Source organism: Streptomyces sp. NPDC127097 (assembly GCF_042724075.1).
Lineage (GTDB): Bacteria > Actinomycetota > Actinomycetes > Streptomycetales > Streptomycetaceae > Streptomyces.
This window is the reverse complement of record NZ_JBHXFI010000037.1, coordinates 38,856-54,283: the sequence shown is the minus strand read 5'-3', so window position 1 is coordinate 54,283 and position 15,428 is coordinate 38,856. Positions and strand designations below refer to the sequence as shown.

Below are 15,428 nucleotides of genomic sequence, written 5' to 3'. Positions count from 1 at the left end.
CTCTCGGTGCGCGCACCCGCGCACCCACGCACTCGCTACGCGGCCGCGTCGAATCCCGTGTCATGCGCCATCCGCTTCAGCTCCAGCAGCGCATGCTTCTCGATCTGGCGGATCCGCTCACGGGTCAGGCCGTGCTGCTTGCCGACCTCGGTCAGCGTGCGCTCGCGGCCGTCCTCGATGCCGTAGCGGGCCTTGATGATCGAGGCGGTGCGGTGGTCGAGACGGTCGATCAGGTCCTCCAGCTCCTCGCTGCGCAGCAGCGTGAGCACGGACTGCTCGGGCGAGGCCGCGGAGGTGTCCTCCAGCAGATCGCCGAACTGGGTGTCGCCGTCGTCGTCCACGGACATGTTGAGGCTGACCGGGTCGCGCGCCCAGTCGAGAACGTCGGTGACGCGGGCGGGCGTGGAGCCCAGCTCGCCGGCGACCTCCGCCGGCTCCGGGTCCCGGCCGTTCTCGCGGTTGAACTCGCGCTGCACCCGGCGTATTCGGCCCAGCTCCTCGACGAGGTGCACGGGCAGCCGGATCGTGCGTGACTGGTCGGCGATGGAGCGGGTGATGGCCTGGCGGATCCACCACGTCGCATACGTCGAGAACTTGAAGCCCTTGGTGTAGTCGAACTTCTCCACGGCACGCACCAGACCGGCGTTGCCCTCCTGGATGAGGTCCAGCAGGGGAAGCCCGGCGCGCGGGTAGCGGCGGGCGACGGCCACCACCAGGCGGAGGTTGGAACGGATGAAGACGTCCTTGGCCCTGGCGCTCTCCTCGACCAGCGCCGCCAGCTCCTCGCGGCCGGCGCCTGCGGCATTGCCGTCGGTGACCTCGCCGTCCAGGATCTGCTGGGCGTAGACGCCCGCCTCGATGGTCTGGGACAGCTCCACCTCCTTGGCCGCGTCGAGCAGTGGCGTACGCGCGATCTCGTCGAGGTACATGCCGACCAGGTCGCGGTCGGCGATCTCCCCGCCTACGGCGCGAACACTGTGGGCCCCGTCAGAACCGCTGCTGCTTTCCTGACGGCGGGCGACGGCACGGGTTGCCATGCGTGTGCTCCCTTTGCGATGAGTCGGTCGCGGGACGGTGGGCGGGCCGGATGGTGGCATCGAAGCCGATGCTCGCCGCGAGGCCCGTCCGAAGGAAACAACGGCTGGAATCCGGACAGAATTCCCAGGAGGCCCCGCTATTTTTCTGATCATGCAGTACCCTGCGGCCCCATTAAGGAGGCCACATGCTGCAACAACACGGGGAAGTGCAGGTCAGAGCGGGCGTCGAAGCGGACCTTCCAGCCCTTACTGATCTTTACAATCACTACATCCGTGAGACCTCCATCACGTTCGACCTGGAGCCCTTCACTCCGGACCAGCGCCGCCCGTGGTTGCTCTCCCATCCCCAAGACGGCCCGCACCGTCTTCTGGTTGCCCAAGAGGCGACAGAACGGACGAAAAACCCGCACAACGGGCCGGCGCACGGTCTCTCCGCGGGCCCGGCGGCCCCCGGGCCCGGGCACCCGGCCGGCACGCTGCTCGGTTACGCCACCAGCAGCGCGTTCCGCCCGAAGGCCGCCTACGCCCCGTCCGTCGAGGTCACCGTCTACTGCGCCCCGGACGCCGCCGGCCGCGGCATCGGCACGCTCCTGTACAAGGCCCTGTTCGAGGCGCTGGCCGACGAGGACGTGCACCGCGCCTACGCCGGGATCACCCAGCCGAACGAGGCATCCACCCGCCTCCACACCCGCTTCGGCTTCCGGCACATCGGTACGTACACGGAGGTGGGCCGCAAATTCGACCGCTACTGGGACGTGGCCTGGTACCAGAAGGACCTGGGCTGAACCCTCCGGTCGCCGGCTCCCCGCGCCGCCCCCGGCAGCGTCGCCCGCCGTTCCGGTTGCCGCGGGCGGCGCCCGGGTGTCGCCTGGACAGGAGGGGCAGCGGGGGGAACCGAGAGGAGCCCGCCATGGACCAGCACGCCCAGCGGCACGGCGCGAGGGCCGCCCGCTCCCACGGCACCGTCGAACCCGAACACGGCGCGACGACCGACGCCCGTGCGCTGCCGCGGGCCTCGGGAATGGCCGGGATGAAGGAACGGGCCAGGCACCTCCCGCCGACGGTGACACTGCCGATCATCACGGCGATCGCCTTCGGCTGCTTCATCATCTTCCGCACCCACACCGCCGGCATCAAGGGCGGTCAGGCCGTGCTGTACGGGCTGGCCGGGGCGGTGGTGTCGGGCGTACTGGGCCTGGTGGTGGCCCACTTCCAGTCGACCCTGATCACCGAGACCCGGGCGGCCGCCTACGGTGTGCTCTTCGGCTGCTCGATGGGCTGGGTCTACAGCCTCGGCGGCGAAGCGATCCTCAAGTCGTGCGCCTTCGGCCTCACCATGGGCGCCGTGATGTTCGTGGCCGCCCTCTACGTCTTCCGCACCCACCGCGTCCGCGAGCCCCACGGCCTCCACCGGCCGCACGAGCAGCACCCGCCCAAGCGCGACCGGGCCCACCGACTGCCGGCGGCCACCCACTGAGGGCCCGCCCCTTGACCTCAACCGAGAGCCCGCCCTTGACCTCAATTGCACTTGAGGTCCTAGCGTCAGCGACATGACCACGCCCTCCCACGGCTCGACGCCGCACACCTCGGACGCCTCGGATACGTCGGACGCCTCGGCACCGGACGCCGCCGCCCCGCCCGCCACGACGGCGTCCGCCCCCGGCACCGCCGGCAAGGTCTTCACTCCCACGGAGCGCGCCTACCTCGCCGGCCGGCCACTGGCCCGTCTGGCGACCATCGGGCCCGGCGGCGGGCCCCAGGTACGCCCGGTCGGCTTCGTGCTGAACGACGACGACACCCTCGACATCGGCGGGCCCGCACTGCGGCGCAGTCAGAAGTACCGCAACGCCCAGGCCCGCCCCGAAGTCTCCCTGGTCATCGACGACATGGCCCCGGCCGACGACCCGGTCGCGCCCGGCTGGGGCCGCGGCGTGGAGATCCGCGGCCGGGCCGAACTGCTGACCCTCGACGCGCCGCCGATGGCCCCCGACTTCTTCAGCAACGACGTGATCCGCGTCCATCCGCACCGCGTCATCAGCTGGCACCTCGAACCCGACGACGGCCGCCCCCGGGCCCGCGACATCCGCTGAGCCAGGCCGCCCGCCCCCTCACTCCACCTGCTGCGCCGGGTCGTTGGAGGTCCGCCGGATGATGCGCGACCCCCGCCCCGGCGCCCAGATCTCCACCACCAAATACGGGCGCTCGGTGGACGTCCGCACCACCTCCGTCAGCTCCGCGCGGAACAGATGGAACGGCTCCGGTGGCTGCACCGCCGCCGCGTAGCGCGCGACTTGATCAGGGTCGGTCACCTCCACGGCCCGCCCGGACACCCGTACGTCCCCGCCCGCCAGATCGGCGCCCGGCCCCGGATTGGCATGCAGCGAGAACCGGGGGTCGCGCCGCAGATCGGCGACCTTCCGGGAGCCGGTCATCATGCCCAGCCACAGTTCCCCGTGGCGGAAGTCCGCCTCCAGACCGGTGAGCCGCGGCGCGCCGTCCTTCCGTACGGTCGCCAGGACGTGATGCCGGTGCGCCCCGAACCGCTCCCGCACCCGCCGGGCGAGTTCCGGAACCGCCGCCTCCACCCCCGACCAGCCGACCGCACCGCCCACACCACTCCCGACACCTTCCCCACTACTGCTCTCACGCGTCATGGCAGCACCCTCCCCCCGATACCCGACACCTCCTGTCCGGTATGGCTACGGGACGCGGGGAGCCGCTGCACACCGCCGGCCCCGAGTTCGGGGGCTATCTGAGCAACCACGGCCCGATGGCCGTCGAAGCCATGGTCCGTAACGGCCAGGCCCGGACCGTCCACCGCTGGCTAGACACCTACGCGCGGAAGCTGGAGGACGTACCGGCTCCGCGAGGCCGTATCACCGACGCCAACTGGCAGCAGGCACTGGGCGATCCGGGCCGGGTCACCGACTGGACCGGCTACTTCACCGAGCGGATCGCCGAGCGCCCCTGGCGTGCGCTCCTCGCCGAGTGGTGGCCGCGGCTGCTGCCCGGCATCGCCGGCGCCGCCACCCACCCCGTCATCCGCGTGGGCCATGCCGTACGCAGCCTGCTGTCGGAGGGGGAGGACGAGGCACGGATCGCGGAGCTCGCGCACGCCCTCGGCTACTGGGCCGCCCGCCATCTGCTGCTGCCCACCACGGTGCGCCCCCAGGGCAGCGCCACCCCGGCCGAGACCCTGACCGCCCTCCCCCGCATCACCGGGCGGAACCTGACACCCCTGAACGGCTACGCCCAACTCCCGCACATCTCCGGCTGGTTGAGCACCCCCGAATCGCTGCACGTCCCCGAGGACCCGGAAGCCGCACGCGAGGGCCTGACCGCGCTCGTACGGGCCGCCACCCTCAACTACGCGGACCACGGCCATGGTCACGGCATCCTGCTGGTGCACGCCGCCACCGCGCCGAACGCGGTGCTGCGCACCCTGCCCGCGCTCCCCCGGGAGCTCTGGGCGAGCTCGTTCGCGGTGGCCTGGGCAGCGGCCTCCGCGCTCACCACGCTGTACGCCGCGGACACCGCGCGCCCGGCACCGAGCGCCGAGGGGCTCACATCCGAGGAGGTCTTCGCGCGGGCGGTCACCCACGGCGACGAGCATGTGATCAAGTTCGCCGACACCGCTCTGGACGTCGCGGCGGCCTCCGAGGACGGCGATGCCCGCGCCCTGTCGGCCGCCCTGAACGCCATGGCACTGATCGACCAGGCCGACTGACGGCCGGCCCGCGGATGCCGGCAGATCGTGGGCCGCCCTTTACGCACATCGCTGCTCCACGGCGTCACACTTGGCAGTAGTGGGTGCGGATGACCGCAGCATCGACATGACCACATGCTTGAAGTTTCAAGTGTCCGGATTTGGGCATAAAGAGACGTTGTTAAAACTTAAATAACTCTCCGAGTGGTGAGAGAGTGGATGGTATGAGCAACGAACCCGCAGCCGAGCCGCGCTGGCTCAGCGACGAGGAGCAATTCGCTTGGCAGTGCTACCTCCACGCCACCACGCTCCTGGAGGACCACCTCGACCGCCAGCTGCAACGGGACGCGGGGATGCCGCACGTCTACTACGGCCTGCTCGTCCAGCTCTCCCGGGCACCGCGGCGCCGGATGCGGATGACCGAGCTGGCTCAGAACGCCAAGATCACCCGCTCCCGGCTCTCGCACGCGGTCGCGCGCCTGGAGCGGAACGGCTGGGTACGGCGCGAGAACTGCCCGTCCGACAAGCGGGGCCAGAACGCCCTGCTCACGGACGAGGGGATGCGGGTCCTGGAGAAGGCCGCCCCCGGACATGTCGCCGCCGTACGCTCCGCGATCTTCGACCGCCTCTCCCCGGAGCAGGTCGGCCAACTCGCCGAGATCTGCCAAGTGATGACCGAAGGGCTGCAACCGAAAGGCGCCGACCTCCCCTGGCTGCGCTGACGGATCAGCGGAACCGGGAGCGGCCGACGCCGTGTGAGCCACGGGCCGTACGGCGCCCCAGCGGGACGCCGTACGGCCCGTAGCCGCCCGCTCAGTGCGCCATCACCGGCACCTGGACCTGGCCGTCGCCCTCCGACGAGCCCAGGACCGTGCTCTCGCCGTCGGCCGAGGAGGCCGCCGGTGAACCGGCACCCGGCCGCCCGGTGTTGATGAAGGTGAAGGCGATCACGCCCGCCAGGGCCAGGATGCCGACCGCCCACCAGATGGCGGTGCTGTAGCCGTGCACCATCGACTGGAGCTTGAGCAGGTCGGCCGAGCGCGCACCGGTCGCGTGCGAGGTGGCGTACGCGGTGGTGGCGCTGGCCGCGATGGTGTTCAGCAGCGCCGTACCGATCGCGCCGCCCACCTGCTGCGAGGTGTTGACCATCGCGGAGGCGACACCGGCGTCGCGCGGCTGGACACCGTGCGTGGCCAGCGACATGGCCGGCATGAACGCCGTACCCATGCCCAGGCCCATCAGCAGGAAGCCGGGCAGGATCAGCGCGGGGTAGGACGTGTCCAGATCGATCCGGGTCAGCACCAGCATGCCGAGCGCGGCGACCGTGAAACCGGGCGCCATCAGCAGCCGCGGGCGGACGCGGGTCATCAGCCGGGCGCCGATCTGCGTGGAGCCGGTGACCATGCCGACGATCATCGGGAGGAAGGCCAGGCCGGTGGTGACCGGGGTGTAGCCCTTCACGATCTGGAGGTAGTAGGTCAGGAAGAGGAAGAGGCCGAACATGCCGATCACGGCCAGGCCCAGCGAGGCGTAGACACCGGCGCGGTTCCGGTCGGTGAGCACCCGCAGCGGCAGCAGCGGGGCCTTCACCCTCGCCTCGACCAGCACGAACGCCAGCAGCAGCACGGCCGCCGCGGCGAACAGACCGAGCGTCGGCCCGGCCAGCCAGCCGTCCGACTCGGCGCGGGTGAACCCGTAGACCAGCGAGACCAGGCCGAGGGTGGCCAGGATGACGCCGGGGATGTCCAGCCGGGACGGGTTACGGCCCTCCGCGGGCTCACGGATGACCAGGAAGGCGCCGGTCGCGGCGACCACGGCGAACGGGATGTTGACGAAGAAGGTCCAGCGCCAGTTCATGTACTCGGTCAGCACCCCGCCGAGGATCAGCCCCACGGCGCCGCCACCACCGGCGATCGCACCGAAGATGCCGAACGCCTTGGCCCGCTCCCTGGCCTCGGTGAAGGTCACCGCGAGCAGCGACAGCGCGGCCGGCGCCAGCAGCGCACCGAAGACGCCCTGGAGGGCACGCGCGCCCAACAGCATCCCCTGGTCGCCCGCGGCCCCGCCGAGCGCGGAGGCGACCGCGAATCCGACCAGCCCGATGATGAAGGTCCGCTTCCGTCCCCACAGGTCGGCGACGCGCCCGCCGAAGAGCAGCAGACCGCCGAAGGCCAGTGCGTAGGCGGTGATCACCCACTGCCGGTTGGCGTCGCTGATGCCGAGATCCTGCTGGGCGGAGGGCAGCGCGATGTTCACGATGGTCGCGTCGAGCACGACCATCAGCTGGGCGAGAGCGATGAATATCAGCGCTTTCCAGCGCCGGGGATCGACGGACGGGGCTGTTTCAGGCATGGCGGGATCCACCTACTGGTGCGTGAGCGAACGAGAGCGAAGGACGGGACGGGGAGGGGAGGGGAATGGAGGGGAGTGAAGGAGACGGGACGGAGAGAGGGGCGAAGGATGGACGGGGAGGGGGGTGACGGTCGGCGGTGCGGCGCCCGCCGGCTTACGAGCGGCGCCTCAAGTCATCCAAAGTGGCGGCGGCGCCGGGGAGTTCGGAGCGGGCGGGGGCCTGGAGGCCGTCCAGGAACAGTTGCAGATGCCGGTGCACGAACTGGTCGAAGTTCGGACAGCGGCTGCCCGGCAGCGGACGGGTGAGCTGGGTGATCGCGACCATCAGGTCACCGACGGCGATGTCGGTGCGCAGCTGACCACTGTCGCGTGCGGCGCCCATGACGGCCTCGACGGCCGCTTCGAGACGGTCCCGCGCCGCGCACAGCTCGGGATGGTCCCGGTCGACGCCATCGGAGAGCAGCGGGCACAACGCCCCGATCCGCTCCTCCACCGCGGCGTGGACGAAGCGCCGCAGCGCCTGGAAGGCATCGGGCTCCTCGGCAAGGGCGCTCTCCGCGCGGTCCGCCGTACGGGACATGACGGACAGCGTGACGTGGTGGATCAACTCCAGGCGATCGGCGAAGTGACGATAGAGCGTCGCATTGCCGACACCCGCGCGCCGGGCGATTTCATCGAGCGGGACCTCGGCCCCGAACTCGACCATCGTCTCGCGGGCGGCCGCGATGATCCGCTCCCGGTTGCGCAGTGCATCGGCCCGCAGCCGGGGCTGCTGCTCCTGCTTCCCGGACTTCACCCCTGCGGCGACGGCGGTCACGGCGGCTCGCTCCTCTTCTCTGTCGGTGCATCCGACGGCTGGGTCCCGGTGCGGTATCGATAACCCGCATGAACCGGGGACCGGCTCCCCGTTTCACCCGGACGCCTGGTTAAACGGGGACACCGTCCCCGGATATTTCCATGCCTGTACGTGACCTGGGCCACATCCTTGGCCGGCGGGCAGGTCCGCCTCTCCCCGCCCCCACCCGACCCCGCCATGACTCCAGTTGACGTAATCCCGCGCGCGAGCGATCACCCGCCGACCCAAGGTGATCGATATGAAGCACAAGGTCTCCGCGGTCCTGGCCGCAGGCGCGGCCACCGCCGCCGCGGCCATAGCCCTGGGCTCACCGCCCAGCGCCGTAGCCATACCCTCGGTGCCCGGCGCCCCGCCCAGCGGCCCGTGTGCGCTGCGCGGCATCAGCGACGACGTCGCCGAATCCGCCGAGACCCCCGCCGGCTTCTCCCGCTCGTCCGGCACCGTGGAGGCGCTCACCCTCTTCATCGACTTCCCGGACGCCCGCGCCACGATGTCCCCCGACGAGCGCTTCGCCGAGTTCTTCCCGGCCGCGACGGACTACTTCCGCACCAGCTCGTACGGCCGGCTGACCTACCACCCCAGGCCGCTGCTCCGGTGGATCCGGATGTCCCGGCCGCTCGCGGCGTACGGCATCCAGCGCGGCGCCGGCTTCGACCCGGCCTCGGACGGCGGCTACCACGCCCTCTCCCGGGAAGTCGTACGCACTGTCGACCCCCTCGTCGACTTCCGCGACTACGACGTCATCAACATCATCGCCACCCCCAACGCGGGGCCGCCCGCCACCCGTACGGTCCTCTCGGTGACCTTCAGCGGGGGCGACATGGGGCTGCGGACCGACGACGGGGTGCCGTTCCGGAATGCGTCATTCATCTGGAGCCGGCAAACCGGGGTGAGCGCCTTCCGCGTCCTCAACCACGAGAACGCCCACAGCTTCGGCCTGCCCGACCTCTACTTCACGGACGGCCGCGACGCCCCGCCCCCCGCAGGGCACTGGGACCCGATGGACGAGGACTGGGGGCCGAGCAATGACTTCGTCGGCTGGCACAAGTGGAAACTCGGCTGGCTCTCCGCCGATCAGGTGCACTGCGTCCCCCACCGCGGCACACCCGGCGAGCACACCCTCACCCCGGTCTCCGCCCGCGGCGGCACCAAGATCGTCGTCATCCCGACCTCCCCGCACACCGCCCTGGTGGCCGAGGCCCGCACCCGCGGCCTCCTGGACCCGACGGTCTGCCGCCCCGGCGTCCTCATCTACCGCGTCGCCACCCACGTGCCCTCGGGCCGCGGCCCGCTCCGCGTCGTGGACGCCACCCCGCACAGCGGCGGCTGCTACCGCGACAACAAATACGTCGACCCGGAACTGACCGACGCCACCTTCCGCCCCGGCGACACCTACACCGACCGCACCACCGGCGCAGCCGTCACGGTCCTCACGGAAAACCCGGACGGCACCTACCGCGTACGCGTAACCCCGGCACGCGCCTAGGTGTGTCCACAAAGTCCCGCCTTACTCCCCTCCCTCCCCCTTCCCCCTCCCCTCCGCCAGCCAGTGCCGCCGGCCGACGCTGATCAGCCGCAGCTGACGCCGTGCCACCCGTACGACCTGCTCGGCCGCCCCCTCCGCGCCGTCCGCCTCGGCATCGAGCAGCGCCGCGGCCGTCGTCACCAAGCGGTCCACGTACAGCTCGGCCAGCATCCGCACATCGTCATCGCGCCAGCCCTCCGACACCGGCTGGGACTTGAGCGCCGCCGCGACCTCCTCCGCGAACCGGTCCAGCTCCCCCGCGATGGCCAGCCGCACATCCCGCACCCCGCCGTGCCGCTCACGCGCCACGAACCGGATGTGCAGCGGATGGTGGCGCACATGTTGCTGTACGACCGCGACAGTACGGTCGATCCGCTCCTCGGCCCCGTCCTGCTCGGCGAGGATCGCCCGCACCATCACATGCAGACTCCCCAACGCCTCCTCGACCAGGGCGACACCCAGCTCCCCCATGTCCCGGAAGTGCCGGTAGAACGCGGTCGGGGCGACCCCCACCACCCGCGTGACCTCCCGCAACCCCAGGCTGCTCAGGCTCTGCTCCTCCAGCAGCCCGAGCGCCGCGTCGAGCAACGCCTGACGGGTCTTCTGTTTCTGGGCCTGCCGGACTCCAAGACTGTGACTCATGTCATCCAGTAAACAACCGTTCTCCGAACTACTCCACCCGGCGGCGGTCGTAGACTGAAGGAACTGAGTGAACAACTGTCCTCTGGAATCGGAAAGGAAGATCATGCTCTTCCTCGTCGCAGCCCTCCTCCTGATGGGGATCCTGCTGGGCACCGCGGCACACCTCCCCGTCCCGGTCACCCTCGCCGCGGCCGCCGTCATCGCCGGCTGGCTGCTCGTCTTCTTCCTCCGCGAACGCCGCCACAACGACGAGGTGACCTCCCGATGACCACGCTCAGCAAAGCCATCCACACAACACCGGCCCAGCCGGCCGAGGGAGCCCAGCCCACCGAGGGGACTCATCCGGCCCAGCCCACCGAGGGGGCCCGGCCCGCCGACCCGGCCCAGCCGGCCCGGCCCGCCCGGCCCGCCGACCCGGCCACCTCCCGCCTCCGCCGTCACGCGGACGGCATGGCCGTGGCCTCCTTCATCCTCGGCCTGCTCGGCACCCTGGTCCTCAACCTCCTCCTCGGCCCCTGCGCCCTGGTCCTCGGCACCCTGGCCCTGACCCGCGGCACCACCCGCCGCGGCCGCGCCCTCCTGGGCCTCACCCTCGGCGCCACCGACCTCCTCATCCTCGCCCTCCTCACCACCACGGACGGCACAGTCAGCTGGCACATCGGCGGCTGACCCCCAACGGCGGCCCCCCTCCCCCGGACCACGCCCACCACCCCGCCATCCCGCCACCCCCCACACAAGCAATCTCCAGCGAACCCATCAGCTACCCTGTCAGGGGTTCCATCCCATGCCTCCGTAGCTCAGGGGATAGAGCACCGCTCTCCTAAAGCGGGTGTCGCAGGTTCGAATCCTGCCGGGGGCACAGCGCTTTAAGCCGCTGACCTGGGGTTTCTCCCCCAGGAAGGCGTTCTATTCGGCCTCGGACTCCTCGTCCGGGGCCGTATGCGTGAGCGGTGCGTGAGCGGACGGGTCGCCAGGCCCCGGATTTCCGCCCGACGGATCAGCACGGTCCGGCATGGACTCCTGACAGAGTTCGTCAGCCTTTTCAGGCTCGGGATCCGTCTTCTCGACCTCATCGGACTCGGGCTCGGATGCCAAGGCGGTGTCCTCGGTGGCGGCGCGCGTGCGAGGCACAAGCCTGGCCGCGGCCTCGGCGATCGCCAGATCCGCCTCGGGGAGCAGACTCGTATACGTGTCCGCCGTGATCGTGATGGAGGAGTGGCCGAGCATCTCCTGAATGCCCTTCAGGTCGGCCCCGGCCGCGTGGGCGAGAGTCGCCGCTCCGTGGCGCAGGTCGTGCAGCCGGATCGGCGGGAGGCCGATCTCCTCGTACAGCTCGATGAACCGCCGGGTGACGTTGGCAGGGTGGAGCAGCTCGCCGTTCTCGCGGGTGAAGACCCGCCCGGTCTCCACCCAGGCGCTCCCCCACTCCTTGCGGTCCTTGTCCTGCTGGACGCGGTGCCGTTGAAGGGCCTGGACGGTGTCCGAGTCGAGCGCGATGGTGCGCGCGCCGGCATCGGTCTTGGGATCGTCCTCATACACCTCCCAGCCGTCCACGACGAGCTGTTTGGCGACGGTGATGAGCCCGGCGTCCAGGCGCGTGTCGGCCCACCTCTGACCGCACGCCTCGCCGCGCCGCAGCCCACGGAAGGCGATCAGGTGCCACAGCGCGTACAGGCGGTCCTCCGCGACGTGGTCGAGAAAGAGGCCGGTGTGCTCCGGCGTCCAGACCATCACCGGTGAGGGCTTCTCTCCGGTCCGCTTCCAGTGAAGGATGCGTTCCTCGGTCCACACGAGCGCCTTGGGGCGCTTGCCCGCTTCCAACTCGACGTGGGCAGCCGGGTTGAAGGTGATCAGCTGCTGCGCGATCGCGGCGTTCAGCGCGGCCCGCAGCGTGGAGCGCACACGCTGGCGCGTAGCGGGCCCCACGATGCGGCGGTAGGGCTCCATCTCGGCGATGGCCGCCTTCATCGCCTTGCGGCGGGCGCGATGCTCACGCCCCTTCCAAGGGATTTGGGCAAGGTCCTCGAACGCCTTGCGGCGCGCGGCGTTACCCTCAGCGATCTCGACGTTGGCCTCGGCAATGGCCTCGAACATCTCCGACAGGTGGCTGACACGGAGACGGTCCATCCGCAGGTCCCCGATACGCGGTTTGAGATGGACCCGGATGTTGCTCTCATCGCGGCTGATGGCGCTCTGCCGCCCCTTCTTGCCCGCCAGCCACATGTCCAGCCACTCGCCGACGGTGAGCCTGCTGGTCAGGTCGAGGCCGTGGCTGAGGCGGCGCCGGGTCGCCTCGATGTCCGGCAATGGCGCCTTCTCGTCAGCCACCTTCTCCAGCAGCGCGGCGATCTGAGCAAGCCCCTCGGGGTCGTCGGATTCGGCGAGCCCGAGGAGCGCGCGTATGTGGTCGAGGTCGGCCTGGGCAGCCTTGAGCGACTCGTAGCCGGCGCGGCTGAAGGAGCGGCGCGTGCCGTCCTCGCGGGGCGGGAGCTCCTGACGGATGGAGTACGAGCCGTGCTTGCGGCTGGAGAGCTTGGGGCAGTTCTTGCCGAGCGGTTTGCCGGTCTTGGGGTCGCGGCAGTAGCAGCGGCGGTGGGTGGAGCCCTTCAAAGGCGTTCCTCCTGAGTGGTTTCGATATCCGGTTCGGGCGGGTCGACGTCGCCCAATGCGGGTGGCAGACCAGGTGGGGTGGCTCCTTCGTCGCGGATGTCCCGACGGAGGGAGCGGAGCTTGTACTTGGCGGAGATGGCCTGGTCGGCGTACTGCGTTCGCTTGCGCTCGGCTTCTTCATGCTGGGCGCGTCCGGTCGCGGTCCTGGCTGCGAACCGCGCCTGCTCTTCCTCTTCGAGCGCGGCGAGCGCGGTGCGCACGAGGCTGTCGTGAAGCTCGAAGTCGGGGAGCAGGCCGGCGTCGTACCCGGGCACCTCCTGCTCGCCTGTGAAGCGCTGTAGCGCTTCCCGGGTGGGGACGAGGTCCTGGAAGGGGAGTTCCTGCGTCTGGTCGACGTAGCCAACGGGGAAGATCAGGCATGCCGGGTAGGTCTCCAGGGCGGCGGCCAGGACCATGACGTCCACCAGCGGGAGATTGGCCCTGCGTCCGGACTCCATGTTGGCGATCACGTTGCGCGGGATGGGATGCCCGAGCCGCTCGCACTGGTCCGCCAGGTCTTGCGCGCTCCATCCCATGTCCTTTCTTCTCCGCCGGACTTCGCCGGCCACGTTGGCCTTGACGCGGTCCGCCCACTCGGGAACGTCGTCCTCTTCATCATCGGATCTGCGTTGTGTCATGTAGACACATTAGCTCGGTCATCCTGGTTGGTAGACGCCTGGAGCCGGACGTGACACCCGCGTTCGCCGAGGGCTGTACCGAAAGGGGCGCACTGCATGCGCGAGGACGCGATGACCGGGCGGCCGCAGGGGATGAGTCGGGAGGACCTTCTCGCCCTCCCTGCTGCCGTTGACCTGGAAACAGGAAGCCGGGCACTCGGGTTGGGGAGGAGCAAGGGCTATGCGTTGGCCAAGCGCGGCCAGTACCCGTGCAAGGTGCTGCGGCTGGGCAACGCCTACCGAGTGGTGACGGCGGACCTGCTGGAACTGCTGGGCCTGGCGGCGTGAGAGCAGGGCACCGTAGCAGGCGTGTCTGCGCTGAGCTGACACAGAAGCGCTGGACTGCGGCGGGGCGTGGACGTACTGTCCGTGGTCCCTCGCCGCGGTCGAGCAGCCGCGTGACGTGGGTGAGCCTCCGGCGGGGCAACGCCGGAGGCCCGAGCAACACCCCTGCACGGCTTCACGTGAACCAACCCGGCGGCAAGGGCGGGCAAGCCCGTAACCGCCAGATGAGGAGCTGCCCTGTGCAACCTACGACACCCGATGCGCATTCCGCGCCAGCCCATTCCACACCCGCCGAGGCCGTCTGGCCGAAGGCCGCGATCCCTGGTCAGCCGGGAGCCCATCTGCTCGATGAGCAAGACGCAGATGCCGATGAGCAGCCGGGGCGCGTTGCGGGGGATCAGCCGTCGGCACCAAAGCCTCCGATGATGAGCGGTAGGGCGCCCATGGGCCCTCTGCGGGAGGGCGAGGAGGTGCTGGCTGATCTGCGGGCGCAGATCAAGCGGTACGTGGCGATGCCGAGCGAGGAGGCCCTCACAGCGGTGACGCTGTGGGTTGCGGCTACGCACCTGCAGCGTGCGTGGCAGCACGCGCCGCGCCTGGCGATCGTCGCGCCAGAGAAGCGGTGCGGCAAGTCGAGGCTGCTGGACGTGATCACCGAGACGGTGCACAACCCCCTGATCACGGTCAACGCCAGCCCGGCGGCGATCTTCCGGTCGATCGACGACGATGACCCGATCACGCTCCTGGTCGACGAGGCCGACACCCTCTTCGGCACCACCAAGGCGGCGGAGAAGAACGAGGAGGTGCGCGGCCTGATCAACGCGGGCCACCAGCGCAACCGGCCGACGCTGCGGGTGTCCGGGCCTGAGCACAAGCCGCAGAAGTTCCCCACCTTCGCCATGGCGGCGCTCGCCGGGATCGGCGACCTGCCGGACACGGTCATGGACCGGTCTGTGGTCATCCGCATGCGCCGCCGGGCGGACGGGGAGAAGGTGGCGCACTTCCGCACCGTTCGCGACACCCCTGCCCTGCACGCGATCCGCGACCGGCTCACCGCCTGGCTGCAGCCGCTGCACGCACAGGCGATGGACATGGAGCCGGCCATGCCGGTGGATGACCGCGCGGCGGACACCTGGGAGCCCCTGGTAGTCATCGCCGACCTCGCCGGTGGCGAGTGGCCCACGCTGGTCCGCACCGCCTGCCGCGTCATGACCGACTACGAGGCTGGGCAGGACGAGGAGGGCGGGACGCGGACCCGCCTCCTGGTCGGCATCCGCCGGGCCTTCGCCGCCGAGAACGATCCGGCGGTACTGGGCACAAAGCGCCTGCTAGAGCACCTCAACGCGGACAAGGAAGCGCCATGGGCGGAGTACGGCGCCAACGGCATGACCCCGCGCGCCCTACAGCTGCTGCTCAAGCCCTACGGCATCAGCTCGGCCAACCGCCGCTTCCCCGACGGCACCCAAGCCAAGGGCTTCGCACGGAATCAGTTCCTCGACGCCTGGAAGCGCTACTGCCCCGAGCCGAAGCCTCCGGCCGAGTCGGCTCAGCCGGTGGCTGAGCCGCTCCCCGGCACCGCAGCCTGACCCGACTCGACTCGTCGCACTCGTCCCCGCGCAGGTCAGCGCGGGGACGAGTGCGAGGCCCGCAACGAGTCGAGTCGACATCACCACGCCACTCGTACCTGCTCTGACCAGGC

General features: G+C 70.4%; 17 protein-coding genes and 1 tRNA gene. 11 read left to right on the top strand and 7 right to left on the bottom strand.

Features of this window, described 5'->3' with window-relative positions; all coding sequences use genetic code 11:
• Positions 1 to 35 precede the first annotated feature (35 nt).
• Entirely contained in the window at positions 36 to 1,037 is a 1,002-nt protein-coding gene (locus ACFWJW_RS25330) for an RNA polymerase sigma factor RpoD/SigA (RefSeq protein WP_387245669.1), read from the bottom strand.
• A gap of 185 nt (positions 1,038 to 1,222) precedes the next feature.
• Between ACFWJW_RS25330 and ACFWJW_RS25325 the strand changes: the two genes are divergently transcribed.
• The 3 genes from ACFWJW_RS25325 (at position 1,223) to ACFWJW_RS25315 (ending at position 3,127) form a co-directional block, all read left to right on the top strand.
• Positions 1,223 to 1,822, top strand: a complete 600-nt coding sequence (locus ACFWJW_RS25325) for a GNAT family N-acetyltransferase (RefSeq protein WP_387245666.1) — start codon at positions 1,223 to 1,225, stop codon at positions 1,820 to 1,822.
• Positions 1,823 to 1,947: 125 nt separating this feature from the next.
• A complete protein-coding gene (locus tag ACFWJW_RS25320) occupies positions 1,948 to 2,514 on the top strand; it encodes a hypothetical protein (RefSeq protein ID WP_387245664.1) in 567 nt (188 codons plus the stop codon).
• Between the two features lie 73 nt (positions 2,515 to 2,587).
• Positions 2,588 to 3,127, top strand: coding sequence for a PPOX class F420-dependent oxidoreductase (locus ACFWJW_RS25315; protein WP_387245661.1), 540 nt, complete (start codon positions 2,588 to 2,590; stop codon positions 3,125 to 3,127).
• Positions 3,128 to 3,145: 18 nt separating this feature from the next.
• On the opposite strand, the gene ACFWJW_RS25310 is transcribed toward ACFWJW_RS25315, so the two are convergent.
• Complete coding sequence (locus tag ACFWJW_RS25310) at positions 3,146 to 3,691, bottom strand: pyridoxamine 5'-phosphate oxidase family protein (RefSeq protein ID WP_387245658.1); 546 nt, start codon at positions 3,689 to 3,691, stop codon at positions 3,146 to 3,148.
• 41 nt (positions 3,692 to 3,732) lie between these two features.
• Here ACFWJW_RS25310 and ACFWJW_RS25305 point away from each other — a divergent pair, with 41 nt between their 5' ends.
• Positions 3,733 to 4,764 carry a questin oxidase family protein gene (locus ACFWJW_RS25305; RefSeq protein WP_387245655.1) on the top strand — a complete coding sequence of 344 codons (1,032 nt, stop codon included), beginning with the start codon at positions 3,733 to 3,735 and terminating at the stop codon, positions 4,762 to 4,764.
• Between the two features lie 203 nt (positions 4,765 to 4,967).
• Positions 4,968 to 5,465, top strand: coding sequence for a MarR family winged helix-turn-helix transcriptional regulator (locus tag ACFWJW_RS25300; protein WP_387245652.1), 498 nt, complete (start codon positions 4,968 to 4,970; stop codon positions 5,463 to 5,465).
• A gap of 91 nt (positions 5,466 to 5,556) precedes the next feature.
• Here ACFWJW_RS25300 and ACFWJW_RS25295 read toward each other — a convergent pair whose 3' ends face one another.
• A complete protein-coding gene (locus tag ACFWJW_RS25295; protein WP_387245649.1) occupies positions 5,557 to 7,095 on the bottom strand; it encodes an MFS transporter in 1,539 nt (512 codons plus the stop codon).
• 154 nt (positions 7,096 to 7,249) lie between these two features.
• Complete coding sequence (locus ACFWJW_RS25290; protein WP_387245646.1) at positions 7,250 to 7,912, bottom strand: TetR/AcrR family transcriptional regulator; 663 nt, start codon at positions 7,910 to 7,912, stop codon at positions 7,250 to 7,252.
• A gap of 277 nt (positions 7,913 to 8,189) precedes the next feature.
• Between ACFWJW_RS25290 and ACFWJW_RS25285 the strand changes: the two genes are divergently transcribed.
• Positions 8,190 to 9,437 carry a M6 family metalloprotease domain-containing protein gene (locus ACFWJW_RS25285; RefSeq protein WP_387245643.1) on the top strand — a complete coding sequence of 416 codons (1,248 nt, stop codon included), beginning with the start codon at positions 8,190 to 8,192 and terminating at the stop codon, positions 9,435 to 9,437.
• A gap of 21 nt (positions 9,438 to 9,458) precedes the next feature.
• Here ACFWJW_RS25285 and ACFWJW_RS25280 read toward each other — a convergent pair whose 3' ends face one another.
• Complete coding sequence (locus tag ACFWJW_RS25280) at positions 9,459 to 10,118, bottom strand: TetR family transcriptional regulator (protein WP_387245640.1); 660 nt, start codon at positions 10,116 to 10,118, stop codon at positions 9,459 to 9,461.
• A 67-nt stretch (positions 10,119 to 10,185) separates the two neighbouring features.
• On the opposite strand from ACFWJW_RS25280, the gene ACFWJW_RS25275 reads away from it, so the two are divergent.
• The 3 genes from ACFWJW_RS25275 to ACFWJW_RS25265 all read left to right on the top strand — a co-directional run bounded on the left by ACFWJW_RS25275 (position 10,186) and on the right by ACFWJW_RS25265 (position 10,977).
• Positions 10,186 to 10,386 (top strand): hypothetical protein, encoded by a 201-nt coding sequence (locus ACFWJW_RS25275; protein ID WP_387245725.1) that lies wholly within the window; start codon positions 10,186 to 10,188, stop codon positions 10,384 to 10,386.
• On the top strand, positions 10,383 to 10,787 hold the full coding sequence (locus tag ACFWJW_RS25270; protein ID WP_387245637.1) for a hypothetical protein: 405 nt from the start codon (positions 10,383 to 10,385) through the stop codon (positions 10,785 to 10,787). The genes ACFWJW_RS25275 and ACFWJW_RS25270 overlap by 4 nt, the downstream gene beginning before the upstream one ends.
• Positions 10,788 to 10,904: 117 nt before the next feature.
• Positions 10,905 to 10,977: transfer RNA gene (locus ACFWJW_RS25265), tRNA-Arg, on the top strand.
• A 47-nt stretch (positions 10,978 to 11,024) separates the two neighbouring features.
• Here ACFWJW_RS25265 and xerC read toward each other — a convergent pair.
• Positions 11,025 to 12,728 carry a tyrosine recombinase XerC gene (gene xerC / locus ACFWJW_RS25260; protein WP_387245634.1) on the bottom strand — a complete coding sequence of 568 codons (1,704 nt, stop codon included), beginning with the start codon at positions 12,726 to 12,728 and terminating at the stop codon, positions 11,025 to 11,027.
• Positions 12,725 to 13,405, bottom strand: coding sequence for a helix-turn-helix domain-containing protein (locus ACFWJW_RS25255; RefSeq protein ID WP_387245631.1), 681 nt, complete (start codon positions 13,403 to 13,405; stop codon positions 12,725 to 12,727). Before ACFWJW_RS25255 ends, xerC begins: the two co-directional genes overlap by 4 nt.
• Positions 13,406 to 13,501: 96 nt before the next feature.
• On the opposite strand from ACFWJW_RS25255, the gene ACFWJW_RS25250 reads away from it, so the two are divergent.
• Both ACFWJW_RS25250 and ACFWJW_RS25245 read left to right on the top strand, forming a co-directional pair.
• A complete protein-coding gene (locus tag ACFWJW_RS25250) occupies positions 13,502 to 13,732 on the top strand; it encodes a hypothetical protein (RefSeq protein WP_387245628.1) in 231 nt (76 codons plus the stop codon).
• A 419-nt stretch (positions 13,733 to 14,151) separates the two neighbouring features.
• Positions 14,152 to 15,315: a DUF3631 domain-containing protein gene (locus tag ACFWJW_RS25245; protein WP_387245717.1), complete on the top strand. Its 1,164-nt coding sequence runs from the start codon at positions 14,152 to 14,154 to the stop codon at positions 15,313 to 15,315.
• Positions 15,316 to 15,428 lie beyond the last annotated feature (113 nt).